Here is a 14,465-nt window from a genome sequence, read left to right on the forward strand (position 1 = left end):
TGAACCTCGTCGGTCTGTGACCGAAGCCGTAGCCCGATCGGGTGTACGGCCGCTCCCCGCCGAACGACTCGGTGCGTTCTGCTCAAGCCCGCCCGCCCGCCGCCCGACACCACATCCGACGGCCGGACCAGGCCAGGGAAGGGGAATCGACGTGGCAGCACGCACCGCCATCGGTCTCGACATCGGGACCTCGGGCGTCCGCGCCGCCGAGCTGTCGTTCGGCAAGCACGGCGTCACGCTCGAGAAGTTCGGCCAGGTCGCGGTGCACGAGGGCGCCGTCCGCGACGGCGAGGTGATCGACGGCCCCGCCGTCACCCACGCCATCAAGCAGCTGTGGCAGGCCACCCGGTTCAGCCACAAGCAGGTCGTCCTCGGCGTCGCCAACCAGCGGGTCATCGTCCGCCAGATCGACCTGCCCTGGATGCCCGCGTCCGACCTGCGCAAGGCCCTGCCGTTCCAGGTCCAGGACTTCCTCCCGATGCCGGCCGAGCAGGCCGTCCTCGACTTCCACCCGCTGGAGACCACCACCGACACCAGCGGCGGGCGCACCCAGCGCGGGCTGCTCGTCGCCGCCTCCCGCGAGACCGTGCTCGCCAACGTGCACGCCGCGGAGAAGGCCGGTCTCAAGGTGTCGATGGTCGACCTCACCTCGTTCGCCGTCCTGCGCGCCATCGGCAAGCGGACCGACCTCGACGTCCAGACCGAGGCCCTCGTCGACGTCGGCGCCCGGGTGACGAACATCGTCGTCCACTCCGGCGGCGTCCCCCAGTTCGTGCGCATCCTCCTCATGGGCGGGCAGGACATCACCGACGCCGTCGCCGAGCGGCTCGGCGTCCCCCAGCTCGAGGCCGAGGGCCTCAAGCAGGAACTCGGCCTGTACGGCTCCGGCACCGAGCTCACCAACGCCGCCCGCGCCGTGGAGAGCACCGCCTCGACGTTCGTCGACGAGATCCGCGGCTCCCTGGACTACTACCGCGCCTCCAACCCCGACTACCCCGTCGAACGGGTCGTTGTCTCCGGCGGCGGGTCCCTGCTGCGCGGCCTCGTCGACCGGATCTCCACCGCCACCCGGCTGCCGGTCCAGGGCGGCAACCCCCTCGGCACGATGCGGATCGGCAAGACCGGCCTCGACGAGCAGCAGCTCGCCGTCGTCCAGCCCCTGGCCGCCGTGCCGGTGGGCCTCGCCCTGGGAGCCCACCGATGACCGCGCCCAGCAACGACGAGACCACCCAGGTCCTCGCCCCGCTGACCGAGACGAGTTACACCGTCCCGCGGGTCAACCTGCTCCCGCCGGAGATCCTCGAGAACCGGCGCTTCGCCCGCACCCGGCGGCTGCTCGCCCTCGCCGTCGTCGGCACGGTCGCCGCCGTCGGCGGCCTGTACTACCTCGCCGTCGAGCGCGCCGACACCGCCGCCGCCGGCCTCGCCGTCGTCCAGGCCGAGACCACCCGGCTCAAGGCCGAGGAGGCCAAGTACGCCGAGGTGCCCCGGGTCATCGCCCAGGTCGACGCCGCCGAGGCCGCCCGCGACCAGGCGCTGTCGACGAACGTCGCCTGGTACCGCTACCTCAACGACCTCGCCCTGACCTACCCCGAGACCGTCTGGCTGGACACGATGACCGCCTCGGTCGCGGCGTCCACCGACGGAACCGCGCCCGTCCCGGTCGCCGGCACCAACCCGCTGGCCACCCCGGGCATCGGGACCGTCACCTTCACCGGCAAGGCCCTCGAGCACTCGGACGTCGCCAGCTGGCTGGACGTGCTCGCCGGCACCGAAGGCTTCGCCGACGCCTACTTCAGTAACTCGACCCGGTCGCAAATCGACGGCACCGACGTCGTGACTTTCTCCTCCCAGGTGGTCGTCACCGGCGACGCGCTGTGGGACCGGTACGAGAGCGAGGCCCGCTGATGTTCGCCACGAGGACCCGCGTCTGGGTCACCGGGACCGTCCTGCTCGCGGTGCTCATCTCCGTGGCCGGCTGGTTCCTGCTGATCTCGCCCAAGCGTGCCGAGGCCGCCGAGCTCGAGCAGCAGACCGAGGCCACCGAGTTGAGCAACCAGCAGCTCGAGGCCCGGATCGCCCAGCTCAAGGAGCAGTTCGCCGAGCTCCCGCAGTACCAGGCCGAGCTCGCCGCCATCCAGCAGGCGATGCCGCAGGACCCGGCGCTGCCGACGCTCGTGCGCACCCTGGACGACATGGCCGACCGGCACGAAGTCACGCTGATGAGCCTGGCGCCCGGGCAGCCGGCCACCGTCCAGCAGCCGACGCCGACCGCGCCGGCCGCGCCGGCCGAGGACGGTGCTGCCGAGGGTGCCGAGGGTGAGGCTGGGGACGCGGACGCCGCTGGGGACCCCGCGGCCGAGGACCCGGCCGCCGACCCGGCCGCGCCGGCCGACCCCGCCGCCACCGCGACGCCCGTCGGCGCCGGGATGGTCCTGGTCTCCGTGCCGGTCACCCTCACCACGGTCGGGGACTTCTTCGCCTCGGAGATGTTCCTCAAGGACCTGCAGGCCGAGATGACCCGCGCGTTCCTCGTCCAGAACCTGTCGATCACCACCGAGCCGGGCGGCGAGGCCAGCGGCGGCAAACCGGCCACGCAGAACGGTGACATCACCACGACGATCAGCGGCAGCGTGTTCGTGCTGAAGACCGCCGACGCCGCGCCCGCCGCCCCCGCCACGACGACCACCCCCTGAGTCCGGGGAACGGAGCGAACTGATGAGCAGCAACACCTTCGGGACGCCGAGCCCGTTCGGGTCGCCCCGCTCGGCGCCGGCAGCGGCGCCGGTCGAGGAGGAGGGCGGCAAGCGCACCAAGGTCCTCGCCCTCGCCGGTGGTGGCCTGGCCGCCGTCGTCCTGGCCGGCGGTGCCGCACTGATGCTGACCGGCGGCTCGGACGACGAGGCCGACCTGGCCGTCACCGCGCCGACGCCGTCCGCGTCGCCGACCGAGGCCGTCGAGGCTCCGGCCCCGCTGCCGACGTCCGTGGAGTTCGCCGGGCGCAACCCGTTCAAGGCGCGGATCATCGAGGGCTCCAGCGGGAGCGGCGCGCCTGCGGCGTCGAGTGACCCGGCTCCGGCTCCGGTGAGCCCGGCGGACCCGGCGCCGTCCGGCTCCGGCGACCCCACGCCGTCCGAGACGGACCCGTGGACGGAGCTGCCGCCCGAGCTGTACCCCGGACTCGACCCCGAGCTGATCGGCGTCCCGGGCCCGGCTGGCCCTGCGGGACCTGCCGGACCCGCGGGACCCACCGGCCCGGCTGGCGAGACGATCATCCCGTTCGTCTCGATCACCTACCTGGGCGCCGGCACCGCCGACGACCCGGCCGACCTGCCGTCCAGCTGGGACCCGATCGGGTTCGACGAGACCCCCTGGGTCGAGGAGGTCACCGAGGACTCCGAGGACGCCGACGTGACGACGTCCGCGGAACCGACGGACCCGGCCACGGACCCGGTCGAGGAGACGGTCGACCCCGAGGGCACGGTCTACGGCTACTTCGTCGTCGACATCGGGATGCCGGACGAGTACGAGGTCGAGGTGCCGGTCGGCTCCACCTTCCACAGTGCGCCGCCGCTGTCGTGGCTGCAGCTCATGGAGGTCCAGCCGGACGTCGAGGGCGAGCTGACCCGGGCGAAGGTGCGCCTCGGGGCCCAGCCGTTCACCCTCACCCAGGACCGGCCACGGGTCATCTACCAACCGCTGGAGTCGGTGCTCGAGAACTTCCTGCTCGGACTCGGGGTGGAGCCGGAGTAGGACGCAGGACGCCCCGCTGTAGAGCGGGACGGACCGGGGAGGGGCCCGGGGACGCGCTGCGAGCGTCCCCGGGCCTCGGCTCTGTGTCGGTCGGTGACTCTGTGTTGCCATGTCGTCCAGTTCTGGTGACGACTGGTGGTCCATTCGGGCCAAATCAGCGCTCGGCGAGTCACTGCGGGTAGCGGTTGTCGCCGGCGTGTGCTGTCCTGTGCGCGGACAGTCATCTAGCTGGGACGCGATGAAGCCGTCGGTGGCGAGCGGTCACCCTCCCTCCGGGGACCCCGACGGTGGAGCCAGTGGTGAGACCGGCCCCCTTACGTAGGGGAGACCATGACGACACGGATAGTGAGCAAGGCGGCGCTGCTGCGCACAGCCGTGCTGCTCGTGACCGCGCTGGCGCTCGTGCTCTGGGCCGCGATGCCCGCGCTCGCGAACGGCAACGGCAACGGCAGGGACGGCGCGCCGGGGCAGGAGAAGAAGGCCGCCGAGGTGAGCGCGCCTCCAGGTAGTGGCAAGTCCGGTGGGGTGGGTAAGCCGGCTGCGGCGGAGAAGGCCGCTGCCGCCAAGAAGCCGGCTGCGGCCGGGAACCCCGAGAACTCGGGGAAGTCGGTCACCGCCAGCACGTCGGAGTCGGCGGGGAAGTCCGCGAAGCCCGTGACGTCGCAGAAGACGGCGAAGTCCAACAAGTCTCCGAAGTCAGACAAGTCCTCGACGTCAGGCAAGTCAGCGAGCCAGGGCGGCAAGTCGAAGGTCGTCTCCGGCGAGAGCGGCAAGCCACAGCCGAAGTCGAACGCCGACAGGAACAAGGGCGGCGCCAACAACGGCGGTGACTGCGGCGCCTACTGCTCGACGCGGGACGGCACACTGTCTGGCAACGGCCAGGGCAAGAACGGCATCGAGGCTGGGTCGAAGGGCCGCGCCGACAACAAGAACCCCAAGGGCCAGCGCCCGAACGCTGCGAGCGACGGCAACAACGGCTACGAGTGCGACGGCAACAACGGCATCGCCAAGGGCAACCCTGCGCACTCCGGGTGCACGGCGTCGGATGACAACCCGCCTGGTGAGAACCCGCCTGGTGAGAACCCGCCTGGTGAGAACCCGCCTGGTGAGAACCCGCCTGGTGAGAACCCGCCTGGTGAGAACCCGCCTGGTGAGAACCCGCCTGGTGAGAACCCGCCTGGTGAGAACCCGCCTGGTGAGAACCCGCCTGGTGAGAACCCGCCTGGTGAGAACCCGCCTGGTGAGAACCCGCCTGGTGAGAACCCGCCTGGTGAGAACCCGCCTGGTGAGAACCCGCCTGGTGAGAACCCGCCTGGTGAGAACCCGCCTGGTGAGAACCCGCCTGGTGAGAACCCGCCTGGTGACAACCCCGACGAGTCCGTCGACGTGCTGCCAGTGGTCATCGAGGGCCCAAGCACCCCGCCAGGTAGTGCCGTCCCCCCCACTGAAACCGAGTCGGGGACCTCTGATCAGAACGACGACGTCGCCGTCCTCGGGACGAAGTTCCCGGCGACTGCTGCGTGGGCTGGTCTGGACGGACCGCTGCCGTTCACGGGCGCGTCCGGCGTCCAGGCGCTGCTGGCAGCTGGCCTGCTGCTCATCCTGACCGGCGGGACGTTCCTGGCGGTCCGCCGGCGGCGCACCGCCTGATCTCGTCTCGACCCGACTACGGGGACGGCCACTCCGGTGACCGTCCCCGCAGTCGTGGGAGCATCGCCCCATGCTTCGTTGGCTCACCGCTGGGGAGTCCCACGGCCCGGCGCTGGTCGGCGTCCTCGAGGGGCTGCCCGCCGGCGTCCGGATCACCACTGACGACGTCCAGGCCGCCTTGGCCCGGCGCCGGCTCGGCTACGGCCGCGGCGCCCGGATGTCGTTCGAGCAGGACGCCGTCCGGATCCTCGGCGGCGTCCGGCACGGGCGCACCCTGGGCGGCCCGGTCGCCATCGAGGTCGCCAACACCGAGTGGCCCAAGTGGGAGACGGTGATGTCCGCCGACCCGGTGCCCGACGACGTCCTGGCCGGGCAGGCCCGCAACGCCCCGCTGACCCGCCCCCGCCCCGGGCACGCCGACCTCGTCGGGATGCAGAAGTACGGCTTCGACGACGCCCGCCCCGTGCTCGAGCGCGCCAGCGCCCGGGAGACCGCCGCCCGCGTCGCGCTCGGCGCCGTCGCCGCCGCCTTCCTGCGGGACGCGCTTGGGGCCGGCCTGGTCAGCCACACCGTCGCCATCGGTCCGGTCGGCGTCCCGGACGACGCCGAGCTGCCCACCCCGGACGACGTCGCGGCCCTCGACGCCGACCCGGTGCGGTGCCACGACAGCGAGACGAGCGCCGCGATGGTCGCCGAGATCGACGCCTGCCGGCGCGCCGGGGACACCCTCGGCGGCGTCGTCGAGGTTCTGGCCTACGGCGTGCCGCCCGGCCTGGGCAGCCACGTCCACTGGGACCGGCGGCTCGACTCGCGGCTCGCCGGGGCGCTCATGGGCGTGCAGGCCATCAAGGGCGTCGAGATCGGCGACGGGTTCCGGACGGCGGGGCGGCGCGGGTCGGCCGCCCACGACGAGATCGAGCACGGGCCGGACGGGACGCTGCGCCGGCGCACCGGGCGAGCCGGCGGCCTCGAGGGCGGCATGACCACCGGGGGAGTGCTGCGCGTGCGGGCGGCGATGAAGCCGATCTCGACCGTGCCGCGAGCGCTGGACACCGTCGACGTCGCCACCGGCGAGCCGGCCGTCGCCATCAACCAGCGCTCCGACGTCTGCGCGGTGCCCGCTGCGGGCGTCGTCGCCGAGGCGATGGTCGCGCTGGTCCTGGCCGACGCCGCACTGGAGAAGCTCGGCGGTGACTCCGTGGCCGAGGTCCGGCGCAACCTCGAGGGCTACCTCGCCGCGATTCCCGAGCTGATGAGGTCCGGCAGCGTAGGGTAGTCGCCGTGGCCGTGCAGCCGGTGTTCGAGCGGGGCTTCCCGAGCGACCGTCCGCTGTCGTGGGAGGACCTGCAGGGCATTCCCGACGACCGCTACGCGGGACACGAGATCGTGGAGGGGGAGCTCATCGTGTCTCCGGTGCCGGACAGCAGGCATCAGTCGTGCGTCCTGTCGCTCGCCGCGCTGCTCAAGGCGGCGTGCCCGCCGGACCTCAAGGTGTTCGTGGCCCCCTACGACTACGTGCCGCGCCCCGGGTACTCGCTGCAGCCCGACGTCCTTGTCGCCCGCCGCAGCGAGGTAGGCTCGGCCATCGGTTCGCAGGAGTGGACAGCCACCGAACCGTTCCCGGTGGCTGTCGTACCGTCCGAGCTGCTCGACGAGTGAGTCCCCGAGTCATCCTCGTCGCCCCTCCGGGTGTTGACGTGGACGCGATCGCCGACGAGCTCGGCCGGATGCTCGACCTGCCTGTGCGGTCGACCGACCGGGACGTCGAGGAGCGTGCGGCTGCGACCGTTGCCGAGATCTTCGTGGAGAAGGGCGAGTCGACGTTCCGCGAGCTCGAGAGGCAGGCGGTCGTCACCGCGCTCGACGAGCACGACGGCGTCCTCGTCCTCGGCGGTGGCGCCGTCATGGACCCGCTCACCGAGGCGGACCTCGCCGGCGAGCGGGTCGTGTTCCTCGACGTGTCGATCTCGCAGGCCGCGCGGACGCTCGGGTTCACCGGCCCCACGACGGTCATCAACCCGCGCGCGCAGTGGCTGCGGATGATGGAGACGCGACGGCCGGTGTACCAGCGGGTCGCGGACGTCGTCGTCACGGTCGACGGCAAGGCGCCCAGCGAGGTGGTGAAGGAGATCCTCGCCGCCCTCTGACCCGCGACGACCCTCTCTACCGCCCGACCCCCCGCCCGACCCCCAACCCCCCGCCCACACCTCCAAACCCCCTCCGTGATCATGCAATCCCGCCACCCTGCACCCTCCCGCCCGACCCCTCACCCCCTCGGTGATCATGCAATCCCGCCACCCTGCACTCGCCCGCCCGACCCGCAACCCCTCTCGGTGATCATGCAATCCCGCCACCCTCCGCGGCGCCGCGCCGTACGGTGGCGGCCGTGATCGTGATCGTCGGGTTCATGGGCGCGGGCAAGTCCACCGTCGGCCGACGGCTGGCCCAGCGGATCGACGTCCCGTTCGTGGACAGCGACGACGAGATCGTCGCCCGCTCTGGGCGTGCCATCGCGGACGTGTTTCGCCAGGACGGGGAACCGGTCTTCCGGGCGCTGGAGCAGTCGGTGATCCTCGATCTCCTCACCGGTGCGGAGGCGGTCGTCGCGCTCGGTGGCGGCGCGGTCGAGACGCCGGCGGTGCGCGAGGCTCTCACCGGGCACGACGTCGTGTACCTCGCTGTGACCCTGGAGCAGGCCCTGGTCCGCGTGGGCGGGGACGGCCAGCGGCCGGTGCTCGATGATCCCGTTCTGCCACAACGGTTCTCGGCACGAGTTCCGCTCTATGAACAGGTGGCCACCGTGACCCTGGACGCCGGCGACGCGACCCCTGACGGCCTTGTCGACCAGGTCATCGCGCGGCTGCGTCTGTAAGAACGACCGGGCGACAGGGGGCCCGGGCGGCGCTGGCCCGGGTCACAGAATGCTGGATTCGGCACAGGTTTGCCGGCGTGTCGCGCCTCCAACTCAGCATTCTGCGGGCAGGTGTGGGGCGGGCGCGGGGGGTGGCGGGATTGCATGATCACGGCGAGGGGAAGAGGGTGCGCGGGGGGTGGCGGGATTGCATGATCACCGAGAGAGGGGCGCGGAGGGGTGGGGTGGGGGGAGGGGGTGCGGGGGCGTTCCTAGACTCGCCGGGGTGACGACTGCCGCCCCGACCCGGATCACCGTCGCCGGTGAGCGCCCCTACGACGTCGTGATCGGCACCGACCTGCTCGGTGAGCTGCCCAGCATGCTCGGCGACGGCGTTCGCCGCGTGCTCGTCGTCCACCCTCGGGCCCTGCGCGCCACCGGCGAGTCGGTCCGCGACGACCTCGCCGCCCAGGGGCTGCAGGCCGTCGCCGCCGAGGTGCCGGACGCCGAGGAGGCCAAGCACGTCCAGGTCGCCGCGTTCCTGTGGCAGGTGCTCGGGCAGTCCGACTTCACGCGGTCCGACGCGATCGTCGCCGTCGGCGGCGGAGCCGTCACCGACCTCGCCGGGTTCGTCGCCGCCACCTGGCTGCGCGGCGTCCGGGTCGTCCACGTGCCGACGACCCTGCTCGGCATGGTCGACGCCGCGATCGGCGGGAAGACCGGCATCAACACCGCCGAGGGCAAGAACCTCGTCGGCGCCTTCCACCCGCCCGCCGGCGTGCTGTGCGACCTCGGCACCTTGCGCACCCTGCCCCGCCACGACCTCCTCGCCGGCATGGCCGAGGTGGTCAAGTGCGGCTTCGTCGCGGACCCGGAGATCCTCGACCTCATCGAGGCCGACCCGGACGCCGTCGGGCAGTGGGACGCCCCCGTCGTCCGCCAGCTCGTGGAACGTTCCGCGGCAGTCAAGGCGGACGTCGTCGGGCAGGACCTGCGCGAGTCCGGGCTGCGCGAGGTGCTCAACTACGGGCACACGTTTGGCCACGCCGTCGAGCACGTCGAGCGCTATCAGTGGCGGCACGGCGCCGCGGTGAGCGTCGGGATGGTCTTCGTCGCCGAGCTCGCTCGCCTCGCCGGCCGGCTGTCCGAGGACGTCGTGGAGCGGCACCGCTCGGTCCTCACCGCGCTCGGGCTGCCGGTCACCTACCGCGGGGACCGGTGGCCGCAGCTGCTCGAGGCGATGCGACGGGACAAGAAGGCCCGTGGGGACCTGCTGCGGTTCGTCGTCCTCGACGGGCTGGCCCGCCCTGCGCGGCTCGAGGGCCCGGACCCGTCGCTGCTGCTCGCGGCGTACGGGGAGATCGCCCGGGACTGACGCGTCAGGACTGACGCGTCGCAACTGACGCGTCGGTAGTGCGGCGGTCAGCTCGATGTCCACCGCAGCAGCCGGACCAGAGCGACGGCGCCGACGGCGCGGCGGAACGGGTTGACGCCACGGACGACCTCGTCCGCCGCCCACACCAGGCCGGTCACTCGGCCGAGCACGGCCGCCGCACGGGCGGCACCGGGGGAGCGGCGAGCGAGCAGCGTGGACGCCGCCAGGGCACCGGACGTCGTCAGCGCAAGTGCGTTGGGCGGGTGGACCAGCGTGATCCGACCGGTCTGGCGGCTGCGGAACGCCCAGTTCGCGGCGTCGCGGAGGGTCTTCACCATGGGCTCCATGGAACCGCGGTTCGGCGCCGCCCGCTCGGTGGGGCGTACAGTCGAGGAGTGAAGCCTGCCCGCGCCGCCACCCGGCGCCACCTGCCGAACAGTCCCTTCAACGCTCCGGTGGACCGCCCGGTGCCGGAGTTCTCGGTCGACGACCGGGTGACCCACGACCAGTACGGCCTGGGCACGGTCGTCGGCGTGGAGAAGGACCTGGCAGTGCTCGTGCAGTTCCGCGAGCAGCGAGTGCGGATCCCGTCGCCCTTCCGCAAGCTCCGCACGCTCTGAGCCCGAAGGCCCGGTGTCGATCAGTACCCTGCCGCGCATGACGCGGGTGCTGGTCCTCAACGGTCCCAACCTCGGCCGCCTCGGCTCCCGTGAGCCGGAGGTCTACGGCACCACCACGCACGCCGACCTGGCGGAGCGTTGCCGCAGCGACGGCGAGCGCCTCGGCCTGGACGTGGAGGTGCGTCAGACCGACGACGAGGCGCAGCTCGTCGGCTGGCTGCACGAGGCCGTCGACACCGGCGCCCACGTCGTCCTCAACCCAGCGGCCTTCACCCACTACTCCTACGCCACCCGCGACGCCTGTGCGCAGGTGACCGGCGCCGGGCTCGTGCTCGTCGAGGTGCACCTGTCGAACCCCGCCGCCCGCGAGGAGTTCCGGCACACGAGCGTGATCGCAGGGGTGGCGACGGGCACCGTCGCCGGTTTCGGCGGCGACTCCTACCGACTGGCGCTGCAGGCGGTCGCTGGCCGGCTTGATCCTGGACAGTCAAGCCTTTAGCCTTGTCTCGGCGACGACAAGTTGCTGGACTTGTCTGAGTGCCGGGTCACGACAGAGCCGCCGGAGAGTCGCCGGAGAGGCGGGAGACGTGTTCGCCATGACCATCGACCAGCGCGGCAGCCGACGCGGTCAGGACCTCGTCGACGCCCTCCTCGCCGACCTCGCCGACGCACCCGGCGTCGTCCGCCGGTTCGAGCGCACCGCCGGCGACGAGGTCCAGGGGCTCCTCGACGACGCCGACGCCGTCGTCGACCTCACCCTGCGCCTGGCTCGCGCCGACTCGTGGAGCACCGGGATCGGCACCGGACCGGTGCGCGAACCGGTGCCCCGTAGCGTCCGCGCCGCCGCCGGACCGGCACTGGAGAACGCCCGGGACGCCGTCCAGCGCGCCAAGACCTCCGGCCCGCACGTCGCGGTCAGCGGGCCCGACCCACAGCGGGCCCGGGACGCCGAGGTGCTGCTCGCCCTGCTCGCCAGCGTCGTCCAGCGCCGGACGACGCAGGGCTGGCAGGTCGCGGACCTGCTCGCCGCCGGGATGACCCAGAAGGAGGCCGCCGCGCGCCTGGGGATCAGCCCGCAGGCGGTGAGCCAGCGCGCCCGGGTCGCCATGTGGCAGCACGAGCAGGACGCCCGGCCGCTCGCCGCGCGGCTGCTGCGGGAGGCGGACCGGTGAACGCGGCGCGCCCTGGTCGCGGCGACGTGGTCGCGGTCGCCTTGCTCCTGCTGCTCGCGGTGGTCGCTGTCGTCGCCGCGGCCGTCGACGTCACGGCCACGGGCTGGGCGGCCGGCGCCGTGCGGGTGCTCACCGTCGCGGCCGCTGTCGCCGGCGGCGGTCCGGTGACCGCGGCCCTGCTGCGACGTGCCGGTCGGCCGCCGCAGCAGGCGATCGAGCAGCCGGACGAGGCCTCCGAGGTGCTGCGCGGCGGCGCCTGGATCGGGGTGCTGGAGCGGGCCGCGATGTCCTCGACCCTGCTCGCGGGCTGGCCTGCCGGGGTCCCGGTGGTGCTCGCCGTCAAGGGGCTCGGTCGCTACCCGGAGCTGCGCCACCCCGGTGCCTCGGAGCGCTTCATCATCGGCACCCTCGCCAGTCTGCTGTGGGCAGCTGCCGTCACCGGTACCGGGATGATGCTGCTGTAGCCAGCTGCCGGAGCGGGGCTGCTGGAGGGGGCTGCCGGGGCGGGGCCGGGCCGTAGGGCCCGGCCCCGCTCCGGATCACCGCCGGCGGGTCACTGGACTGCCCAGTACGCCCGGGACTCGTCCCAGGAGAACGACTCCTCGACGAAGATCCGGCCGCCGTCCATCGCCTCCGCGGGGACGTCGAAGCAGACCTGATAGTCCGCCGCGCCACCGTTGTTGAGGGTCGGGGCCTCCACGACCGGCGCCGGTGTCACCGCGCCGCAGGCCGACGCGTCGTACTGCCGGGCGTCCGTGCCCATGAACACGTGGCTGAGGTCGAGCCACGCGTCCCCCTCCTCCGCGCCGGTGTAGACCACCGACACGTCGGCCAGGACGTACTGGTTCGTCGCCGGCTCGTTGAACTGGTTCGCCTCGGCGAGGACGTCACCGGCGTCGAGGTTCACCGCGGTCACGGTGACGGTGTACTCGCCGACCTCGGCCGACTCGCCGAGCGCCAGCACCGTCTCGGTACCGGCGGCGCCACCGTCCGTCGCCTCGTCATCCGTGGCTGCGTCGTCCGTAGCTGCGTCGTCCGAGGCCGTGCCCTCGGTCTCGGGACCGGCGGCACCGTCGTCCACGGCGGTACCCCGGTCGGCCTCCTGGTCGGCGATCCGCTGCTCGGTGTCCTGGACCGCTTCGTCGATCGCGGTGACCGCGGCCCCGAACAGCAGGTTCGCGACGATCCCGCCGATGACGGCGAGTGCGCCGAGGACGAGGCCGGCCACGGCCAGGCCCTTGCCCGCGGCCTGCCCGGCGTTCGCCTTGCGGACCGCCAGCACGCCGAGGACGACGGCGACGATGCCGCCGACGATGGACACTGCATTGATCACCGGGATGAACGCGGTGAGGAAGCCGATGAGGCCGATGACGAAGGCGGTGACCGCCATCCCGCTGCTGAGCGGCTTCTGCCCGGTCGGGACGACCGGCTGGGTCCCGACCGGAGTCGGGTCGTTGGGGTGAGACATGGTTCCCCGTTCGTGGTTCGGAGTGCTGTGCGGGCCGGTCCGCGTCGCCGCAGTACCGACTCACGTCTGACGCCTCCGGACGCTAGGCGGGGGGTCCGACAACGGGTCGCGCGATGCACCCGAACGGGTGAACCTGCTCAGTCCTGCCGACCCTCGCCCCTCCCGTCCTGGCCCCAGCCCTCGTCGTCCCACACCTCGTCGTCCCACCTCTCGTCGTCCGGGTCGTCGTCCCAGGCCAGGTCCTCCTCGTCAGGCGCCCCGATCGCCCCACCGAGGTCCGCCTCGAGCTCCGTCATCCGGGCGGTCACCTCGTGGTAAACCGCCATCCCCGGCTCCACCGCGTCGACCACCGGCTGCACCCAGCGTTCCTCGACCCCGACCCGGGCGAGCGAGAACCGGATCCACGCCCGCAGCACGTCCGGCAGCAGGTCGCGGGCGTCGTCCTCGAGGTGCACCTGCCCAGGCAGGGCCTCCTCGAGCAGGACGGCGACGGCGAGCGGGCTCCACGCCAGCGGCTCCCGCAGAAACGTCTCGCCGAAGTCGAGGAACAGGTCGACCAGAGCCGCGGTCGCCGGGGTGTCCGGCACGTCGGCCTCGGCGACGAACGCAGCGCGCAGCCGTTCGCGCTCCTCGACGTCCAGAGCAGCCCGCTGCTGCGGCGCGGTCGCGTAGTCGATCGAGCGGGCCCAGGCCAGGGCGCGCAGCTCGGCGAACCAGTCGTCGTCCGTCGCGCCGAGCAGCTCGCTGGCGGCGAGCGCGTCGGCGAGGTCGGTCAGGGCCACCTCGACCGGCGTCTCCACCGGCTCCATCGGGACGTCGTCCGGGGCCCGGTGCCCGGCCCAGTCCTGTGCGACCCCCGGGCCCAGGGCCAGTGCGAGGGACTCGACCAGCCGTCCCCCGACGTCCAGGACCTGGGCGACGAGCGTGTGCACGGTCGGCTGCTCGAACTCCACGAAGATCAACCGCTCGGCGCCCCAGACGTCGACCGCGGTCCACGCCCGGCTCGGCACCGCAGCGGGCGCGGCGCTGAACGCCGGTTCCGGCAGGGTCGCCGACAGCTCGGCGATGGCCTCGGTGAGCGGCTCGGTCGCCTCGTCCGACGCCACCCGCCCGAAGGCGTGCAGCGCGGCCAGTCCGGCGGCGCTGGGCCGGTGCAGCACCCGCTGGACGAGCGCGGTGACCAGGGCCACCTCGGCCTCGGCGGGATCGAACCGGTCCTCGTCGTCCAGGTCTGCCCAGTACTCGGGCAGGCGGTCGTCGGGCAGACGGGTCGCGGCCTGCCACATCCGCCCGAGCCAGCCGCTCGCCCACGTCTCGGCCAGCACCGCGTCCTCCTCGTGCACGAGGGACGCCGCCTGCTGGACGATCTCGTCGACGGGGTTGACGGGGCGCTCAGGCCGCGTGCGGCTGGCACGGGCCTTTCCCTTGCGTCCTCGGCCCTTGGGACGTCCCCGGCTCTTCGGGCTCATCGGGTCCACCTCGTCGCTGTCATGCGTCTCATCCCACCACGGTCAGCACGGGCAGGGCGGCCAGCACGGGTAGCACGGGTAGCACGGGTAGCACGGGTAGCACAGGT

General features: G+C 72.9%; 17 protein-coding genes and 1 riboswitch. Of the genes, 14 read left to right on the forward strand and 3 right to left on the reverse strand.

What is annotated here, in order from left to right; translation table 11 throughout:
• The first annotated feature begins 151 nt into the window (after positions 1-151).
• The 10 genes from pilM (at position 152) to HJG43_06075 (ending at position 9,629) form a co-directional block, all read left to right on the forward strand.
• On the forward strand, positions 152-1,204 hold the full coding sequence (pilM, locus tag HJG43_06030) for a type IV pilus assembly protein PilM (GenBank protein UER54169.1): 1,053 nt from the start codon (positions 152-154) through the stop codon (positions 1,202-1,204).
• The gene (locus tag HJG43_06035; protein UER54170.1) at positions 1,201-1,908 is read left to right on the forward strand and encodes a PilN domain-containing protein; all 708 of its coding nucleotides are present in this window, start codon (positions 1,201-1,203) and stop codon (positions 1,906-1,908) included. The genes pilM and HJG43_06035 overlap by 4 nt, the downstream gene beginning before the upstream one ends.
• The gene (locus HJG43_06040; GenBank protein UER54171.1) at positions 1,908-2,696 is read left to right on the forward strand and encodes a hypothetical protein; all 789 of its coding nucleotides are present in this window, start codon (positions 1,908-1,910) and stop codon (positions 2,694-2,696) included. The genes HJG43_06035 and HJG43_06040 overlap by 1 nt, the downstream gene beginning before the upstream one ends.
• 22 nt (positions 2,697-2,718) lie before the next feature.
• Complete coding sequence (locus HJG43_06045; GenBank protein UER54172.1) at positions 2,719-3,753, forward strand: hypothetical protein; 1,035 nt, start codon at positions 2,719-2,721, stop codon at positions 3,751-3,753.
• Between the two features lie 222 nt (positions 3,754-3,975).
• Positions 3,976-4,073, forward strand: a riboswitch (cyclic di-GMP riboswitch).
• A 10-nt stretch (positions 4,074-4,083) separates the two neighbouring features.
• Entirely contained in the window at positions 4,084-5,403 is a 1,320-nt protein-coding gene (locus HJG43_06050) for an LPXTG cell wall anchor domain-containing protein (protein UER54173.1), read from the forward strand.
• Between the two features lie 70 nt (positions 5,404-5,473).
• Entirely contained in the window at positions 5,474-6,679 is a 1,206-nt protein-coding gene (aroC, locus tag HJG43_06055; GenBank protein UER54174.1) for a chorismate synthase, read from the forward strand.
• 5 nt (positions 6,680-6,684) lie between these two features.
• A complete protein-coding gene (locus HJG43_06060; protein ID UER54175.1) occupies positions 6,685-7,062 on the forward strand; it encodes a hypothetical protein in 378 nt (125 codons plus the stop codon).
• 68 nt (positions 7,063-7,130) lie between these two features.
• Positions 7,131-7,550, forward strand: coding sequence for a shikimate kinase (locus HJG43_06065; protein UER55764.1), 420 nt, complete (start codon positions 7,131-7,133; stop codon positions 7,548-7,550).
• A gap of 260 nt (positions 7,551-7,810) precedes the next feature.
• Positions 7,811-8,275, forward strand: coding sequence for a shikimate kinase (locus HJG43_06070; GenBank protein UER55765.1), 465 nt, complete (start codon positions 7,811-7,813; stop codon positions 8,273-8,275).
• A 289-nt stretch (positions 8,276-8,564) separates the two neighbouring features.
• A complete protein-coding gene (locus HJG43_06075) occupies positions 8,565-9,629 on the forward strand; it encodes a 3-dehydroquinate synthase (GenBank protein ID UER55766.1) in 1,065 nt (354 codons plus the stop codon).
• Positions 9,630-9,676: 47 nt separating this feature from the next.
• Here HJG43_06075 and HJG43_06080 read toward each other — a convergent pair whose 3' ends face one another.
• Positions 9,677-9,967, reverse strand: coding sequence for a hypothetical protein (locus HJG43_06080; GenBank protein ID UER54176.1), 291 nt, complete (start codon positions 9,965-9,967; stop codon positions 9,677-9,679).
• 57 nt (positions 9,968-10,024) lie between these two features.
• Here HJG43_06080 and HJG43_06085 point away from each other — a divergent pair, with 57 nt between their 5' ends.
• The 4 genes from HJG43_06085 (at position 10,025) to HJG43_06100 (ending at position 11,885) form a co-directional block, all read left to right on the forward strand.
• Complete coding sequence (locus tag HJG43_06085) at positions 10,025-10,249, forward strand: hypothetical protein (protein UER54177.1); 225 nt, start codon at positions 10,025-10,027, stop codon at positions 10,247-10,249.
• Between the two features lie 37 nt (positions 10,250-10,286).
• On the forward strand, positions 10,287-10,748 hold the full coding sequence (locus HJG43_06090) for a 3-dehydroquinate dehydratase (protein ID UER54178.1): 462 nt from the start codon (positions 10,287-10,289) through the stop codon (positions 10,746-10,748).
• A gap of 88 nt (positions 10,749-10,836) precedes the next feature.
• Entirely contained in the window at positions 10,837-11,421 is a 585-nt protein-coding gene (locus HJG43_06095) for a helix-turn-helix domain-containing protein (protein ID UER54179.1), read from the forward strand.
• Complete coding sequence (locus tag HJG43_06100; protein UER54180.1) at positions 11,418-11,885, forward strand: hypothetical protein; 468 nt, start codon at positions 11,418-11,420, stop codon at positions 11,883-11,885. The genes HJG43_06095 and HJG43_06100 overlap by 4 nt, the downstream gene beginning before the upstream one ends.
• 89 nt (positions 11,886-11,974) lie before the next feature.
• Here HJG43_06100 and HJG43_06105 read toward each other — a convergent pair whose 3' ends face one another.
• Together HJG43_06105 and HJG43_06110 are read right to left on the reverse strand one after the other, a co-directional pair.
• The gene (locus HJG43_06105; protein UER54181.1) at positions 11,975-12,889 is read right to left on the reverse strand and encodes a DUF4190 domain-containing protein; all 915 of its coding nucleotides are present in this window, start codon (positions 12,887-12,889) and stop codon (positions 11,975-11,977) included.
• A gap of 137 nt (positions 12,890-13,026) precedes the next feature.
• Positions 13,027-14,358: a hypothetical protein gene (locus tag HJG43_06110; GenBank protein ID UER54182.1), complete on the reverse strand. Its 1,332-nt coding sequence runs from the start codon at positions 14,356-14,358 to the stop codon at positions 13,027-13,029.
• Positions 14,359-14,465: the final 107 nt, after the last annotated feature.

The sequence above is a fragment of the Kineosporiaceae bacterium SCSIO 59966 genome (genome assembly GCA_020881835.1).
Lineage (GTDB): Bacteria > Actinomycetota > Actinomycetes > Actinomycetales > SCSIO-59966 > SCSIO-59966.

Bases quoted from the DNA above. Each gene is read 5' to 3' on its own strand.
- HJG43_06090 (UER54178.1), top strand. From the start codon at position 10,287: ATGACGCGGGTGCTGGTCCTCAACGGTCCCAACCTCGGCCGCCTCGGC.
- HJG43_06045 (UER54172.1), top strand. From the start codon at position 2,719: ATGAGCAGCAACACCTTCGGGACGCCGAGCCCGTTCGGGTCGCCCCGC.
- HJG43_06065 (UER55764.1), top strand. From the start codon at position 7,131: ATGCTCGACCTGCCTGTGCGGTCGACCGACCGGGACGTCGAGGAGCGT.
- HJG43_06080 (UER54176.1), bottom strand. From the start codon at position 9,967: ATGGTGAAGACCCTCCGCGACGCCGCGAACTGGGCGTTCCGCAGCCGC.
- HJG43_06105 (UER54181.1), bottom strand. From the start codon at position 12,889: ATGTCTCACCCCAACGACCCGACTCCGGTCGGGACCCAGCCGGTCGTC.
- HJG43_06035 (UER54170.1), top strand. From the start codon at position 1,201: ATGACCGCGCCCAGCAACGACGAGACCACCCAGGTCCTCGCCCCGCTG.
- HJG43_06040 (UER54171.1), top strand. From the start codon at position 1,908: ATGTTCGCCACGAGGACCCGCGTCTGGGTCACCGGGACCGTCCTGCTC.
- HJG43_06050 (UER54173.1), top strand. From the start codon at position 4,084: ATGACGACACGGATAGTGAGCAAGGCGGCGCTGCTGCGCACAGCCGTG.
- HJG43_06070 (UER55765.1), top strand. From the start codon at position 7,811: ATGGGCGCGGGCAAGTCCACCGTCGGCCGACGGCTGGCCCAGCGGATC.
- HJG43_06110 (UER54182.1), bottom strand. From the start codon at position 14,358: ATGAGCCCGAAGAGCCGGGGACGTCCCAAGGGCCGAGGACGCAAGGGA.
- aroC (UER54174.1), top strand. From the start codon at position 5,474: ATGCTTCGTTGGCTCACCGCTGGGGAGTCCCACGGCCCGGCGCTGGTC.